This is a genomic window from Acidobacteriota bacterium (assembly GCA_039028635.1).
In the GTDB taxonomy this organism is placed as follows: Bacteria; Acidobacteriota; Thermoanaerobaculia; order Multivoradales; family JBCCEF01; genus JBCCEF01.
The window spans coordinates 1-15,221 of sequence record JBCCHV010000093.1 but is presented as its reverse complement, the minus strand read 5'-3'; the positions used below and the strand labels follow the sequence as shown (position 1 = coordinate 15,221).

10 protein-coding genes are annotated in these 15,221 nt (G+C 67.2%); 3 read left to right on the top strand and 7 right to left on the bottom strand.

Annotation, left to right across the window (positions count from 1 at the left end; genetic code table 11):
* Positions 1-156 precede the first annotated feature (156 nt).
* Positions 157-1,203, bottom strand: coding sequence for a hypothetical protein (locus AAF604_23995; GenBank protein ID MEM7052748.1), 1,047 nt, complete (start codon positions 1,201-1,203; stop codon positions 157-159).
* A 352-nt stretch (positions 1,204-1,555) separates the two neighbouring features.
* On the opposite strand from AAF604_23995, the gene AAF604_23990 reads away from it, so the two are divergent.
* Genes AAF604_23990 through AAF604_23980 form a run of 3 tightly spaced genes read left to right on the top strand, consistent with a single transcriptional unit; the run spans position 1,556 to position 4,856 of the window.
* Complete coding sequence (locus tag AAF604_23990) at positions 1,556-3,979, top strand: ADOP family duplicated permease (GenBank protein MEM7052747.1); 2,424 nt, start codon at positions 1,556-1,558, stop codon at positions 3,977-3,979.
* Between the two features lie 9 nt (positions 3,980-3,988).
* A complete protein-coding gene (locus tag AAF604_23985; GenBank protein ID MEM7052746.1) occupies positions 3,989-4,387 on the top strand; it encodes a hypothetical protein in 399 nt (132 codons plus the stop codon).
* A gap of 4 nt (positions 4,388-4,391) precedes the next feature.
* Positions 4,392-4,856, top strand: a complete 465-nt coding sequence (locus AAF604_23980; GenBank protein MEM7052745.1) for a MerC domain-containing protein — start codon at positions 4,392-4,394, stop codon at positions 4,854-4,856.
* A 3-nt stretch (positions 4,857-4,859) separates the two neighbouring features.
* Here AAF604_23980 and AAF604_23975 read toward each other — a convergent pair whose 3' ends face one another.
* From AAF604_23975 to AAF604_23950, 6 genes are all read right to left on the bottom strand, one after another.
* Positions 4,860-6,386 carry a hypothetical protein gene (locus AAF604_23975; GenBank protein ID MEM7052744.1) on the bottom strand — a complete coding sequence of 509 codons (1,527 nt, stop codon included), beginning with the start codon at positions 6,384-6,386 and terminating at the stop codon, positions 4,860-4,862.
* A gap of 39 nt (positions 6,387-6,425) precedes the next feature.
* Positions 6,426-7,676 (bottom strand): dipeptidase, encoded by a 1,251-nt coding sequence (locus AAF604_23970; GenBank protein MEM7052743.1) that lies wholly within the window; start codon positions 7,674-7,676, stop codon positions 6,426-6,428.
* Positions 7,677-7,716: 40 nt separating this feature from the next.
* Positions 7,717-8,013 carry a hypothetical protein gene (locus tag AAF604_23965; protein ID MEM7052742.1) on the bottom strand — a complete coding sequence of 99 codons (297 nt, stop codon included), beginning with the start codon at positions 8,011-8,013 and terminating at the stop codon, positions 7,717-7,719.
* A 56-nt stretch (positions 8,014-8,069) separates the two neighbouring features.
* Positions 8,070-8,291: a hypothetical protein gene (locus AAF604_23960; GenBank protein ID MEM7052741.1), complete on the bottom strand. Its 222-nt coding sequence runs from the start codon at positions 8,289-8,291 to the stop codon at positions 8,070-8,072.
* A gap of 92 nt (positions 8,292-8,383) precedes the next feature.
* Positions 8,384-13,354, bottom strand: coding sequence for an RHS repeat-associated core domain-containing protein (locus AAF604_23955; GenBank protein ID MEM7052740.1), 4,971 nt, complete (start codon positions 13,352-13,354; stop codon positions 8,384-8,386).
* Between the two features lie 125 nt (positions 13,355-13,479).
* Positions 13,480-14,973 (bottom strand): RtcB family protein, encoded by a 1,494-nt coding sequence (locus AAF604_23950; GenBank protein MEM7052739.1) that lies wholly within the window; start codon positions 14,971-14,973, stop codon positions 13,480-13,482.
* Positions 14,974-15,221 lie beyond the last annotated feature (248 nt).

Sequence of the window (15,221 nt, the reverse complement as noted above, 5' to 3'; positions counted from 1 at the left end):
TTCCTAGCAGGTTGCTGAAAAAGTCGCGACCAAGGCTTCTGGCCTCCGGGAGATCCCGAGCCCAGCGGGCGAGGCGGCGCCTTTGGCGCCGCCTGAGACCCCCTGAGACAACCGCAGGCGCTGAACAAGCCGCCAAGCGGCTTGTTCAGCAGACTCCTAAGGAACGGTCACCGGATCGTTGAAGATGCCCTCGTACTCGTAACCGAAGGGATATTCGGCGGCGTGGCTGACGACATACTGCAGCGGTCCCTTGGCCGGGGCGCCAGCATCGACGAAGGAGGTCTCGGCGATCGGAACATCGGCGACATGGACCCAGGCCGTGAGCTCGCCACCGGCGGCATTGCGGTAGAGCTTGTAGTGACTCGGCTGAGGCCCCTGGACGGTGCCTTCGGTGCTGGTCCACTCGACGACGACCGCGCCCTTGGCTCGCTCCGCCCGGGTGATGGTCGGACGGCTACCCATGAACGAGCTGGTCTCATGACCGAGCTGCACGGTGTTCGCCGTCACCACCATGAACGGGCTGGCGGTGGCATCGTCGATCTCGCCCTCGAGGTAGTACTCGATCGGCGGATTGGAAAGCTCCAGGTTGAGGCCGTGGGGCGGCCAGCCGGCCACCATGCCGGTGAAGATCGGCTCGCGCCGGCTGAGCAGGCGCACCGGCGGTAGGCCGTCCGGCTGCACCGTCACCACCATGCGACCGCCGAGCTCGATCTCCGCCGGATAGTCGAGCCCTTTCTGACCGAGGGTCGTCCTGAGCTCACCGGCGAGCAGAGCATCGTCCTCCACCATCACCACCAGCCAGTTGAAGGACATGGGCCCCTCGACCCGGCCGTACTGGGCGAAACGCATGATCTGGACGTTGCAGACCACCGAGGTGGTACCGGTCAGGCCGGTGTTCAGCGAGCAGTTGAGCAGCTCGTTGGTGGTGGGCTGCACGTTGCACGGGCCAGAGCAGGTGCTCCCCGCCAGGACGCTTCCCGGATCGCTGATCAAGGAGACGCTCTGACCGGCGACCTGGGCCGTCGCCTGGAACTGCAGAGGTGCCGAGGACAGAAAATCGGGGTGGTGGTGATGGCCGACGAACTCATAGTTGACGCCGTGGGTCTGGGGCAAGGTCTGCACCTGACGGGTGGTGAAGCCATCGGCCAGCAGCGGCGAGGCAACGAGCAAGATCAGGGCAAACAGTACGAGACGGCAACGCATGGGAACCTCCTTTTCGGGCACCGGAGAGTCCCGCCCAAGGTGAGGTGCACCCCGAGCAACGAGAGCACCGCAGCTCGGGCGGGTCTCCGAGGGGATTGCCGCCGCAGAGCAATCAGCCCCTGCGGAAGCGGAATCTAATTAACAGTCTAATCCAAATTATTGCATGTTTTTATAATCGATTCAACACGCCATGCGCCCCTGCGTCCTGAAGATAGCCGCCCGCCTTGACTAATAATGAGAATCCAATATCATTTTGACCATGTGCCTGCTCGTCACGCTGAATTTCCAGCCCGCCGCCGGTGATGGCTGATTTCAGCCCCGTCCCGCGTCGCGTTCTCGCCGCCCCCGGACCGTGATCCACGACCTACGCCGTGCCCTCGCCAGCCTGCGCCGGGAAAGCCTGCTGGCGCTTCTGGTGGTGCTCATCCTCGGCGCCAGCCTGGGAGTCCACACCGCCGTCTTCAGCCTGGTCAACGCCGCCTTTCTGCGTCCCTTGCCCTATGCCGACGCCGGCCGATTGGTGACCATCGAGAGCATCTCCACCAAGACCGGCGGTGCCTTCGGGCTGTCGATCCCGGATGCGGACGACTACCGCGCCGCCGCCCGCCAGCTCACCGAGATCGGCGCCTATACCGCCCGACGAGACAACTTGATCGCCGCCGACGGGCGGGTCACCTCGCTGCCGTCGGCGCTGGTCACCGCCGGCGTGCTGCCGGCCTTGGGAGTCCAACCGCTGCTCGGCGAGCTGTTCACCGACGACGACGACCGCCAGGGCGGCGACAGCTTCAAGGTGGTCATCGGACACGATCTCTGGCATAGCAGCTTCGGCGCCGATCCGGCGGTTCTCGGCCGCACCCTGCAAACCTCCCTCGGCACTTTCCAGATCACCGGCGTGCTGCCGGCCGGCTTCGACTTCCCCGAAGGCGCCCAGCTCTGGCTGCCCTACCAGAGCTGGATCGACACCCAAGACAGCGGCGACGCGCGCGCCGACCAGCGCCCGCTGCGCTGGCCCCAGGGCCTCGGCCTGCTGGCCACCGGCAGCAGCCTCGAAGCCGCCCAGGACGAGCTCACCGGCCTCGCCGCCGGCCTCGCCGAGCGTTTTCCGGAGACCAACTCCGACTGGCAACCGCGGCTGGTGCCATATCGCCAGTTCACCACCGCCGGCCTCGCCCCTCACCTGCGCTCGCTGTTCGTCATGACCTGGGTCTTCATGGTCCTCGCCGCGGTCAACCTCTCCAGCCTGCAGCTCGCCCGCAGCCTGGCGCGGACGACCAGCTTCTCGCTGCAGCTCGCTCTCGGCGCCCACGGTTTGCGTCTCGGCCGCCAGCTACTCTTCGAGACCCTCCTCCTGACCGTCGCCGGCGCCGGCCTCGGCTTGGCTCTCGCCAAAGCCCTGTTGACCCTTCTGCCGCACCTCGCACCGACCGCCCTTCCAGCCTGGCTCGACATCCGTCTGGGATTCGAAGAAGTCGGCTTCGCCGCCCTCACCGCCCTCGCCGTGGCGCTGGTCGCGGGACTGGCACCGATCGTCCTGGGCTGGCGCCTCGACCTGCGCTCGCTGCTCGCCGGCCGCAGCTCTTCGACCGCCGGCGGCGGACGCCTGCGTCGGCTCTTGGTGGTCGCCGAGGTCGCTCTGGCCGCCGTTCTGCTGGTCGCCGCCGGCCTGCTGGCGCGTTCCATCGGCGCCCTCGAACAGATCGATCCGGGTTTCGCCGCCGAGCAGGTGGTGTCGGTCGAGATGTCGCCGCAGTATCCCGGCACCTATTTCGAGCAAACGGACGCCCTCGCCGCTCTTTACCAGCGCCTGCAGGAGAGCCTGCTCCAGACGCCCGGAGTCACCGCCGTCGGCGGCACGACCCGCCTGCCGTATCTCGACCGTGACCGGCGACCGGCGAAGCTGTTGGCGCGCGGCGGCGAAGGCGAAGACGAGCTCGAGCACCAGGCGCCCATCCTCACCGTCGACATCACCCCCGGCTACTTCGAGTCGATGGGCATTCCGATCGAAGCCGGACGCGACTTCGCCTGGTCCGACAACCGCGACCGCGGCCTGGTGATGATCTTGAGCCGACGCGCTGCGGAGCAGCTCTTTCCGGGGCAACCGGCCATCGGCAAAGAAGCCCGCATCTCCAACGATGCCTGGGCCCGAGTGGTCGGCGTCGTCGGTGACGTCCGTTACGACCCCCGGGAAGTCGACTTCGGCGCCGAGCTGTACTACCCGATCACCCAGTACAAGGCCTGGCGGCAGCGCTTGGCCGTGCGTCTCGAAGGCTCGCCCACGGCACTGCTGCCGGCGGTCCGAGAAGCCCTCGAGCGGGCCGCGCCGGAGACCGGGGTGGTCGAGATCCGCCGCCTCGACTCGATCCTCGGCGAGACCCTCTGGCAGTCGCGACTGCTCGGCTGGCTGGCGCCGCTCTTCGCCATCATCGCCCTGCTCCTCGCCGGCCTCGCCGTCTACGGCCTGATGGCCCACGACCTGGCGCAACGGCGTCAAGAGCTGGGAGTGCGCGCCGCCCTCGGCGCGCCGCGCCTGTCGTTGGCGCGGCTGGTGCTGTCCTGGGGCGTCCGCCTGGTCGCCTGGGGCGTCCTCGGAGGGGTCGCCATCGGTCTCGCGACCTCACCGGTGCTCGCCGCCTCCCTGTTCGGCGTTGGCAGCCACGATCCGGCGAGCTTCACCCTCGCCGTCCTCGCCCTGCTGGCCGCCGGCACCGCCGCCTGCCTGGCCCCGGCTTGGCGCGCCGCCAAGGTCGATCCCATGGAATCGCTGCGCGGAACCTGAGAACTGCCGATGCTCAGCACCGAGATCGTGGGCGCCAGCGACAGCTCCGCCAGCTTCGAAGGCAATGGTCCGCGCGGCATTCCGTCCTACAATGGGTCTTCCGAAATCACCGTCGAGGCGCGCGACGACCGGCGCCTCGAGGTCGGCGTCGGCAGCGTCGCCGATCAGGTCGAGGCCCTAGAAACCGCCCAGCGGCGACAGGAGCATGCGATCGCCGCCTGCAGCCTCCACCCCCTGTTGTTCAATGAAAGATCTTTCACTGAGGACAGCCTGCACTCGCTGCCGCGATTCGAGCCGGCCCCTCGCAGCATTCGACCAGAAATCCCTGCCCCGACCGAACTGATCCTGCTCACCGCCCTGGCGGCAGCGGGCCCGAGGCGCGGCCAGGGGACCTGGTCCATGGAATGAACCGATGACTCAAGACAAGGACTCCGCTCCCGCCCCGCCGGCAACCGACGACCGCTCGCAAGGGATCCCCGTCGTCAACGATCAGAACCTTCAACGCGCCTCGAGAATCGATCGCTTCGGAGCCCTCGCAGGACTCGCTTGCGCCGGCCACTGCGCCGTTTGCAGCCTCCTGCCGGGAGTCCTGGCAGCGATCGGATTCGCCGGGCTGCTCAGCCACGAGGCGGAGTGGGCATTCACCCTGGTCGCCGTCTTGTCGGCCTCTACGGCGCTGTTCATCGCCTGGCGGGAAGGCAGCGCGCGCGCCGTCGGCGTCTTGCTCGCTGCCGGCATCATCGGCCTGCTCGCGGCTCGCTGGCTCGAGCACAATGAAATTCACGGTGCCGGACCAGTCGCCGGGATTCTCGCCGGACTCACCCTCGTCGCCGGCCACCTGTGGAACCTGCGGGCCCGCCGCCAGCGCCAGGGGTAGCCGCTAGCGGCTGAAGTAGACCGTCAGACGGGCACGACGCTCGCGGCTCGGCGAGGTGTTGGTGACCACCGCCCACAGGACGGTCGCGCCCGGCCCCTTCTCGATCACCGGGTGGTCGGGCCAACGGCTGTCGCCGAGGGAGCAGTCCTGACCGGCGAGACAGCTGTCGGTTCCGAAGGCATCGGCCACCTCGTAGAGATAGCCGGTGTAGCGCGCCCCTCGGGGCAGCACCACCGCCACCGCCTGGCAACCGGCGCTCGACATCACCGGCGCCACCGTCTCGAGCACCTGACGGGCGAGAGCGTCGCCCGCTGCCTGACGCAAGGACGCCTCGCCTCCCCCGACCAGGGGACCGGCATAGGACGCCGCGGAGGAGGAGGAGGACACCATCTCCGCCGCCCGCTCCATGCGCTCCTCGAGGTCATCGGGACAGTCGCCGGAGCCGGCCGGCACGGCCTGCTCGACGGACAGAGCCCATTCGCCTCGTTTGCATTCGGCACAGGTTCCCGACGCCGCTGAGCGCATCACCGACGACGACCGCACCCGGGCCGGACTGGGAGCCGGAGCCACCGCCGGAGGTGTCGGCTCGGCAACGGTCGGGGCAGGAGCCGGCGGGCTCGGCACCTCGGCAGGATCCTGCTGAATGTTGGGAGTCACGGCGGGCTCGGGATCTGGAGACGTTGCGGCCGGCTCAGGCGTGGCCGGCTGAGGCGCGGACGGCTGAGGCGCGGACGGCTGAGGCGAAGGCTCAGGAACCGCCGGTGTGGGATCCGGCTGGACAGGCTCGGGCTGAGGCGCGGACGGCTCAGGAACCGCCGGTGTGGGCTCCGGACGCGGCGCGGCCGGCTGCGGCGTGGCCGGCTGAGGCGTGGCCGGCTGAGGCGCGGACGGCTCAGGCGTGGCCGGCTCCGCAGCGACCGGCGACGGAGCGCTCGCCTCGGGTGTCTTTTCCGGCGGCGGATCCGGAGCTGCCGCGGGCGCCGGCGTCGGCTCGGTCACCTGCGGCGCCGCCGGCTTCGACGGTGCCGGGGTCGGCTCCACCGCAGGGCGTGGAGTGACCGGCTGCGGGCGCGGTGCCGGCCGCACCTCGGCCGGCCGCGCCTCGGCCGGCCGCGCCACTGGCTTGACGTTGATCACGCCGAGGCGCATCGGGGCCCCGGTGGCGTCGCGGATCGGACCGCTGACGATGATCGCCTTGGCACCGCGCACCACCCGCACCACCATCAGGTAGGACGAATAGCCGTCCCGGCGCACGTCCACCCGCCAACGGCCCTCGGCGAGACCCTGGAAGGAGACCTTGCCGTCGGGGCCGGTGCGGCGAGGCGGCGGGCCGGCGATGGGCTCGATCTCGGCGAAGCGCATCTCGACCTCGGCATCGCCGAGCACCTGCTTGCGCCGGGTCTTGACCTCGAAACCGGCGGTGGCGGTTCCCGACCAGGGTTCCTGGGCGGTGACGGGCCAAGCCAACATCCAGCACAAAACTCCCACGAGACCATAGAGCCAGGTCCGGCCTTCCCGGTGCCGATTCATCGCTGCGCCTCCTCCGGTTGATTGTGAAGAGACTCTACCCTAGCCGGCACTCGCCTGCATCGAGCGCGCCGTCTCCTCCACCTGGCGCCAGACGCGCATCAGGTTGCCGCTGAGGATCTTCTCGACGTCTTCTTCCGAGTAGCCCTTTTGCAGCAGCTCGTAGATCAGATTGGGATAGGACGCAACGTCTTTCAGCCCGGTGGGCAAAGAATCACCGACGCCGTCGTAGTCGGATCCGAGGCCGACGTGATCGACCCCCACCAGGCCCACCACGTGCTCGATGTGCGCCACCACGTCACGGATGTCGGCGAACACCGGCGGGTTCTCCTGGCGGTAGTGATCGAGGTACTCCTGGAGCTCGGTGTCGCCGCGGGAAAGTCCGTTCTCCTCCGCATAGGTGCGCATCGCCGCCCACAGGGCCTGCGACTTCTCGCGCGCCTCGGCGCTCAGGAAGGCACTGCCGAAGTTGATGTGGATAACGCCGCCGTTCTCCGCCAGCAATCGGATCATGTCGTCGTTCATGTTGCGCTCGAACTCGGGCGTGAAGCGCCGCGCCGAGGAGTGCGAGGCGATCACCGGCGCCTGCGACAGCTCCATCACCTGGTAGAAGGTGTCGTCGGAGACATGGGAGATGTCGATCATCATGCCGAGGCGGTTCATCTCCGCCACCACCTCACGGCCGAAGGGGCTCAGGCCATTCCACTGGCGCTCCTCCGAGTAGGAAGAGTCGCAGATGTGGTTGTTCTCCGAATGGGTGAGGGTGATGTAGCGAATGCCGCGCTCGAAGAAGTGCCGCAAGTTCTCGAGACTGCCCTCGACCGGGGCACCGTTCTCCATCCCCATCGGCAGAGCGATCTTGCCTTCCGCCGCCACCGCCTCGACGGCATCCGGCGACGCAGCGAGGGCGAACTTCTCGGGCCACTGGGTGGTGAAGCCCTCGACCATGTCGATGAGCTCGTCGGCGAAATCCTTGGCGCCGCCATCGGTCTGGTAAGAGGCCGGGATGTAAATCGACATGAAAGGGGAATCGAGCCCACCCTGCTGAGCGCGCGGATAGTCGAAGTCTCCCTTCTCGGTGGCGACGGAGATGTCTTCGAGCCCCGCCGTCATGCGATACGGCACGTCGATGTGGGTATCGACGATCAGCATCTCCTGGGCCAGGCGATCGGCCTTGGTGCGGAGATCCTCGGTTTCTCGAACCGGCTCCTCGGCGGGGCCGGAGCCACCGCAGGCCAGTAAGCCGACGGCGAGCAACAGAACGAACACGAAGGTGCGAGTAGAAGTCTTCATGGGGTCATCCTCCTGCGAAAGAGTGTACCCCGGACGTTCGCTAGCCCAGGTGCTTCTCGAGGGCCTCCAGGAGCTCCTCGAAAGCCACCTCCTCTCCGCTCGCCACCGTCTGGAAGTCCTCCGGCTCGGGACCGTTCGGGACCTCGCACTGATAGTCGAAACGACCCGCCGGGGTCGCGCCGGAGGACACGTAGACCAGCACCCGAGGCGCATCCCGGCGAGCGATCCCGAGGGCGCAGACGTCGTCCACCCAATGATCGACCACGATCCATCCTCGAGCCGGCAGCCCGAGCCGCGACACCAGCTCCCGCAGGCTCTCGTCTTTCTCTCCGGTCATCTCACAAACCCCTCGGCGGAGCTCCCCCGACCTGCGGCACCAGGCCGTACCGATGCCTACTCCTTCGGCAAGTCGGCCTCCGCACGGTTGAGAAGGTCGACCAACCAGGCGGTGGGAACTTCGGTGGTCGTCTCCCGCGCAAAGACCCGGAGAAGGAGCTCCCCCGAGTCCTGGCGAGAAATCGTCGCCCAATGATCGTCGCCCCGGTAAATCTCGATCTGCAAGTCGAAGTCGCGCTGCGGATCATTGACCACGTCCGCGGTCCACGAATCGCTCATCTCAAGCACCTCCGAACGTCCTCGAGGGCCCGGGGCTCGCGCCGCGAAGGCCCTCGAGGGTCCATGTTATTCGCTCGGCCCCGGAATCCAATTCACTTCTTGAAGGGCTCTAATAAGCCGATGAACTTACCGTTCTCGGTGAACTGAGCTCCTGCGCCGTTGGGCAATCGGATCTTGATGATCAAACCGAAATCCCGATGGTTCTTGAAGCTCACCTTGCTCGCCGAATTGTTGAGCAGGAATTTCAGGAAACTCGCTCCCATCTTGGCATTCTGCGCGGCGTTGCCGCCTGCAGACTGGAAGAAGCTCCCCGGCCGAGACGCATGCTTCTGCAAGGCTCGCCCGATGGCGGTGACTCCGCCTTGGGAGATGTTCCTCGTCGCGCTCGCGAACAGGGTGGAGCGGGTCGAACCGGAGAGACTCGGCAAGGGAATCGCGCGGCTGGCGCGCGACCCTCGCCTCACGCCCCGGCTGAGCGACGATACGAGCTCCGCACCCACCTGAACCGCCCCCCGGCCCGCCGAACGAAGAGCCGGCCCGGCGGCTCCGAGGGCGGCATCGAAGGCCATGGTGTCGAGGGGCAGGTCGCGCGGAGGAATCAGCGGCGTATCCACCGACTCCGGGGCATTGGCCGCCGACGTCGAGAGGAAGCCACTGACCGCCAGACCGATGGCGATCGCAATCACCGGAACCTCTCCGGTGGGGTCGGTGAGCTTGAGCGGATTGTTGAGCACGTAGGCGTAGCGGTTCCAGCTCTGCGGGTTCTTCGGATCGAAGGACTCGCGCGACGGATCGAGGCTCAGGAAGCGCCCGGTCCAGGGGGAGTAGTAGCGCGCCAGCATGTAGTCGAGGTCGTCGAGCGAGCCGGGGCGACCAGGATCTCGCTCGTGACCGGTGAAGCGGCGCACGTCGGTGGTGGTCGAGCCGGCGTCCTCACCGAATCCCCAGTAGAGCGCCTGCTCCATGAAGGCGCCCTGGGCGTCGGTGGTGATCAACGGCGAGCCGAGGTGGTCGAGGGCGAAGAAATGCTGGTTGCGCGGCGCCGCCTCGTCCGTATGGACGAACATCATTCGTCCCTGGTCGTCGTGAACGTAGTCGCGGTCCCAGTCCCAGGCGCCGCCGGAGCCACCGACCGTTCGGTAGAGGGTCAGCACCTTGCCATCGAGGTCGCGCAGGCTGTAGGTCTCGTGCAAACCGGCAATCTGGGTGCCCGCCATGCGCAGGCTCATCACCCGCCGATCCTCGGCGTCGTAAATGTAGGTCTCGGCCGGGAAGTTGCGCTGCACCAAGCTGTTCAGCTCATCCCAACGGTAGCCTTCGGTCCCCCACCGCAGCAGGTTGCCGCGGCCGTCGTAGACCGCTGCCGATAGTTGATTCTTCGGCCGGTTCATGGCGAAGGCACGAGTCCTGGTCCTGACGCCATCGAAATGAGTGAGGCTCTGCAGATTGCCGAAGGTGTCGTAGCCGTAGGCCTGGTAGCGGGTATCTCCCTGGTCACCCATCTGGAAGCGCGTCAGCCGCGACAGGCGGTCGTAGTGGAAATAGTTGTTGCCGCGCGCGATCAGGTTGCCGGCACCGTCGTAGCGATGCTGGTCGAAGCCGAGGTCGGTGCCGTCGGCGAGGGTCAAGCGAATGTCCGCGGGCCGTCGCATACCGTTGGGATCCGGCAGCATGCGGTAGAGGGTCTGATTGGTGAAGCTGATCTGGGCGGTCAGACCACTGTCGTGGTAACCGATGAAGTTGACTCCACCGGAAGCCGAGCGCAAACGGCCGTTGTCGTAGGTGAAGGCCTGGTTGCGCGGCGGCCCGGGGTCACTCGAGGTGCAAACCGAGTGGGTGCAGCGCGGGTAGCCGAGACGGATCACCTGGCCGAGATCGTCGTAGGCCCAGGTGGTGCGGAAGGCGGTGTTCGGACCGATGCGGGTGGTGCGGTGGCTGACTCGCCCGTCCCGCCCGCGGTACTCATACTCGTCGGTCACCGAAATGGTGCCGAAGCTGCCGGGCGCCCAGGGCGCCTCCGCACGGTTGTGGCGGGTCGCTTTCCACAACCGCCCGAGGCGCCGGTTGGTGCCGCTGTTGCTGCCGCCGTAGACGAAGCCCTTGATGGTGCGACCATTGGGCACTCGCACCTGCACCAAGCGCTCGGCCTTGTCGTAGTCGAAGACCAGAGTCTGGCCGTTGTCGAAGCTTTGGCGGGCATGGCCCCGGGCATCGTGGTCGTTGTAGTCGATCCAGCCTCCGGACAGCGCCGAGGCCTTCTCGGGATGACGCTCGGACTTGAGGAAGCCGCGACCGTCGTAGCGCAGCTCGCGCACCTGGTTGACCCCGTTGCCGCTCGCCTGGGCCTTGGTCAGCCGGTTCCCCGCGTCGTAGCTGAAGGTGGCGTGTAGGCCACCGATCGGCTCGTCGACCTTCCACAGACGGCCCTGGCGATCGAAGGTCTCGACGGTGGTCGCCGCCGTCAGCGGAAGCGACGCCGTGTTGCCGGACATGCGCACCCGCACCGTGCGGGATACCGAGCGCACGCCGGAGTAGCTCAGGGTGACGTTGTGCTGAGGTCCGTCCGGCGGCTGGATGGTGCGCGGCCGACCGAAGGCATCGTGATTGAGGAACAGGGTCCATTTCGACGGGTTGCCGGACTGGCGCTCGGACCGCCGCGTGACCCAGCCCATGGCGTTGTAGCGCGTCGTCCGTCCGACCCAGACCCCGGCGGGCATCAGCTCACGCTCCTGCGCCACCCGGCCGTAAGCGTCGAAGACGATCTCGTTGCGGTCGAGCACCGGATTGGTCTTCGAACCGTTGCGGCGATGCAGGCTGCGAACCCGCGCCAGGTTGTTGCCGTTGGTGGCGACGTCGTAGATGAACTGACGCCAGGCGCCGTGACCGGCCGCCGGCTTGATCCAGGTGACGCGGCCACGCTGGTCGAACTCGAAGTCGGTCTGCAGCCCGGAGACGTCGCGGCTGGCGGCGGCGAGACCGGTGCCGCGGTCGATGTCGAGATCCACCGAATAGAACGGCATGGCGACCGAACCGCTGGCCCAGTAGCGCGACCGGCGCAGGCTGCCCCAGGCGTGCTCGTGGTCGATGCGGTAGTCCCAGTTGGTCAGCGGCAAGGTGCACAGGTTGGCGCTGGTCGACAGATTGCGCGAGTCGGCACCGAAGTAACGCTCGCGGAAGACCTGGCCACGGGCGTCGCGGGAGTAATTCACCAGTACGTCGTCGCGTCCCTCACCGGCGGCGTTCTGCAACAGCCGCTTGCGCAGCAGCGCTCCGGTGTTGGAATCGAAGCAGTAGGTCTGGCGCTCGCTCGCCGAGCCCTCCGTTTGGCGGGTCTCGGTGTAGGTCTCCAGAATCCACGGCTGGCTCGGCGAGGGGACGCCGTTGCCGGGGTTGTAATTGGTGTACTCGGTGCGCACGTTGGCGGAACCGAAGTTGCCGGCGGTGGTCATGGTGCGGTAGTGGCCGAGACCATCGAAGTCGGAGCGCCGCTCTTCGGCGAAGGTGCCGCCCGTGTAGTCCAGGCGTCGGCGTACCTCGCGCCGGTTGAGGTCGATGGCGTGGAGAAAGCCTCCCGGGTCGCGCTCGTAGCGCACCCACAGGGTGCGCCGGGCGTTGTTGCCGTTGCCCTCGAAGAACACCGCCGACTTGTAGAGGCGATTACTGCCGCTACCGATGCTGCGTAGGGGCGAGTAGGGCAAGCCGTACTCCCAACGCCGCGAGTTGGTCTCCGGCGGTACCGCGATGTGGCCGGCGAAGTAATAGACGGTCTTGTCGTTCTCCGGCGAGACCACCGTCCGCACCAGCTCGACCGGGCGCACGCCTCCCTGCAGAGGACCGGTATTGGTGAGGTCGAAGGACGGCGTGTAGGTCCAGGTGCCGACCTGCGACCCGCCCACCGAACGCAGGGTGCGCGAGATCACCCCCGGCGGCTGCGTCTGCCAGGGCTGGGGCGCCGGATCGGGGCCCTGGCTGCCGTCGTTACCCTGCGGAAAGACATAGGGCGCGTAGTTCCACTCGATCTCGCCCATGGTCGGCAACCGCAGGCGTTTCAGCAGACCGACCTTGGCGCAGCCAGTGCTGTGGGAAGTGAAGTGCTGGCTCGACGGCATCCAGTACTGGGAGCCGTCCGGGAAGGTGACGGAACGCAGGAGCTGCACCTTGGCGATCGGCCCGAGGGCCGGAATGAAGGGCGAGGTGACCCTTTCTTCGTAGGGGCAGGGGCGCTCGAGATTGACCTCTTCGTAATCGAAGGTATAGGTCGCCGTTTGTCCGCCGAAGGCCGCCAGCCGAATGCTCTTGATCAGCCTGCGGTTGCCCTGATCCATCGGCTTCGAGACGAACTGGATGGTGTGGGTGCGCTGCACCGTGGAGCCGCGGCCGTCGCGCAGGGTCCAGGTCAAGCCGCTGCCGGAACGAGCGATGGAGAGGTAGTTGCCATAGCGATCCTCCTGGCGGGTGAGCTGGCCGGAAGAATCGAAGGTGTGGATCTCGCCGTTCGGGAACTCGACGGTGCGCGTGTTGCCCTGCACCTTCAGCCGCAGATAGCTGTTGTCGCGGCTGTAGTAGACGTTGGCCGATGTCGGCCCGCTGGGCACCAGGCTGTTGTAGAACCGGCGCTCGGCACCGTCCGGGCCGACATAGAGCCACTGACCGGACTCGTTGCGTGGCCGCGAGCTGGGCGGAATCAGCAGCCCCAAATTGACCATCCAACCGAAACCGGCGTTGAAATCGAGACCGGCCTTGGGCTGGTGCTGGCACAGGAAGGACGGCGGCGCCACCGTCGTATCGCACAGGGTCTCCCAATCCCAGAGCTGGTTCGAGTACACCAAATTGAGGCTGTAGGAGAGGTCGGCGCCGACATCGTAGCGGCCGCCGATGGGCACCGTGATGGTGAGGCCACCGTTGAACAGGTTGACGTGGTCGATATCGCCGATCTGGAAGGCCGATTCGGTCGCCAGCCCGCGCTTGACGTTGGGATGTTGGGTATTGCCCCAGGCGAGGATGGGAAGTGCCATCGCCAGAAGCGCGAGCATTGCGAGGCGGCGCAGAGGATGTCGCTTCATCGGGAATCTCCTCGGGTTGGCCGGTGCCCGCGCACCGGCGGTTTCCCGAGAACGCGCCGAAACGACGCAGACTCCCCAAGCTCAGACCAGAAAAAGAGGGGCGACGGACGATCGCCGCGCCGACGTCAGTCGTCGGCGGGCGCCCCGTCCTTGATCACGAACCGCGCCTCGAGGCGCGCCACCTCGGAGGCGAGACCGGCCAGCTTGACGGACTTCAGCACCTCATCGAAGTCCTTGTAGGCGGCGGGCGCCTCGTCGCGCGGGTAGCGGCGGCAGTTGGTCAGGATGTCGTGCTCCGCGAAGCTGTGATCGACCTCGCCTTGATCGAGCTGACGAAAGGCCTGCTTCCGGCCCATGCGGCGCCCGGCACCGTGGTTGACGCTGAAGCACGATGCCTTTGCACCGGCCTCGGCAGCCATCACGGCAGACCCGGCCTGGGGATTTCCGGGCAGCAGGATCGGATGCCCGGTATCCATGAAAGGACCGCCGGCGAGCCCCGGATGACCGGCCGGGAAAGCCCGCGTCGCCCCCTTGCGATGGACCCACATCAGCCGGTTCCGCACCACCTCCTTCCGGGCGATGTTGTGGCTGATGAAGTAGACCAGGCTCCCCTTGACTCCCGGCATCACCTCCTCGAAGGCCTCGAGGACCAGGGCATTGATCAGAAGGTGGTTGAGGGTCGCGAAGTTCGCCCCCAGGGCCATGTCGTCGAGGTAAGAGTCGGCTTCCGGCGTCCCGAGGGGGGCGTAAACGAGCTGCGCATCTCCGCCCGGCAGCGGAATGTCCCATTCGCTGAACTTCTTCTTCAGGGCACGGAACTGGCCGGTCGCCAGATCATGGCCGAATCCTCGTGAGCCGCAGTGGGAGAGGAAGGCGACCCGACCGTGGTGCAGACCGAAGACCTCGGCGCGTTGGCGCGCCACCGGATCATCGGCGACCTCGACCACCTCACACTCCCCGAAGTGGTTGCCTCCGCCGTAGGAGCCGAGCTGCCGCATCTTGTCGCCGAAGCGCTTGTCACTCAGCCGCTCGCGCAACCGCTCGAGCCGCTGTGACAGGGCATCGACGCTGCCGTCGTGCCCGCGGTGGAATGGGTCCTCGCAACGCTCGGCCCAGTCGGCGGGAATCCCCAGCGCCGCGCAAACCTCCGGCGAGGCGCCATCGGTCACCGCCCGGCGAGCCACCTCGATGGGGAACCGGCGCGCCTTCTTGGCGTGGCGCTGGCCCTTGCCCGGTCCCGTCGGTACGCGCTCACCGATGGCTTTGATCAGAGCCCGCCGCACCCGATGTGAGACGACTTCTTCGGCCGGCAGATCGAGCTGTAGAAGGCTCATCGAGCACTTGATGTCGACTCCCACCGGTCCGGGATAGATATGACTCGGCGAAGCCAGCACGCATCCCACCGGCGCTCCGTAGCCGCAATGGGCATCGGGGTTGAGAACCAGCTCCTCGACCCCTGGTGCCTGCCGCGAGTTGCGCGCCTGCTGCAGGCAGAGGTCGTCGAAGGTGTCGCGGATGGCTGGCGTTCCGATCACCGTGATCGGGCGCCGTGAGCCACCGGCAACGGGCAGAATCGCCGTCGCCTCACCGGTAGCGATAAACGGACTGTCGTCTCCCATGGTCCAGCCATTTTCTCCCAACCCACCGCGGGGCGAGGCGCGAGGAACCGACGTCTAGCAGGTTGCTGAAAAACTCATCGGCAACCTGCGACCGAGCCCAGAAGGGCTCGGCGGCGGCTCAGCCGCCGCGACGGGAGAGGAGGCCCAAGAACCGCGCTTCTTGGGCCGGAGAGGGGCGCGCAGCCCCTCTCGGAAAAAACAGCTAGCAGCGCTGGAAAAGTCGCGAAGCGGACTTTCTCAGCAGCCTG

Coding starts and splice junctions, on each gene's coding strand:
- AAF604_23995 (MEM7052748.1), bottom strand. CDS start 1,203: ATGCGTTGCCGTCTCGTACTGTTTGCCCTGATCTTGCTCGTTGCCTCG.
- AAF604_23985 (MEM7052746.1), top strand. CDS start 3,989: ATGCTCAGCACCGAGATCGTGGGCGCCAGCGACAGCTCCGCCAGCTTC.
- AAF604_23980 (MEM7052745.1), top strand. CDS start 4,392: ATGACTCAAGACAAGGACTCCGCTCCCGCCCCGCCGGCAACCGACGAC.
- AAF604_23975 (MEM7052744.1), bottom strand. CDS start 6,386: ATGAATCGGCACCGGGAAGGCCGGACCTGGCTCTATGGTCTCGTGGGA.
- AAF604_23970 (MEM7052743.1), bottom strand. CDS start 7,676: ATGAAGACTTCTACTCGCACCTTCGTGTTCGTTCTGTTGCTCGCCGTC.
- AAF604_23965 (MEM7052742.1), bottom strand. CDS start 8,013: ATGACCGGAGAGAAAGACGAGAGCCTGCGGGAGCTGGTGTCGCGGCTC.
- AAF604_23960 (MEM7052741.1), bottom strand. CDS start 8,291: ATGAGCGATTCGTGGACCGCGGACGTGGTCAATGATCCGCAGCGCGAC.
- AAF604_23955 (MEM7052740.1), bottom strand. CDS start 13,354: ATGAAGCGACATCCTCTGCGCCGCCTCGCAATGCTCGCGCTTCTGGCG.
- AAF604_23950 (MEM7052739.1), bottom strand. CDS start 14,973: ATGGGAGACGACAGTCCGTTTATCGCTACCGGTGAGGCGACGGCGATT.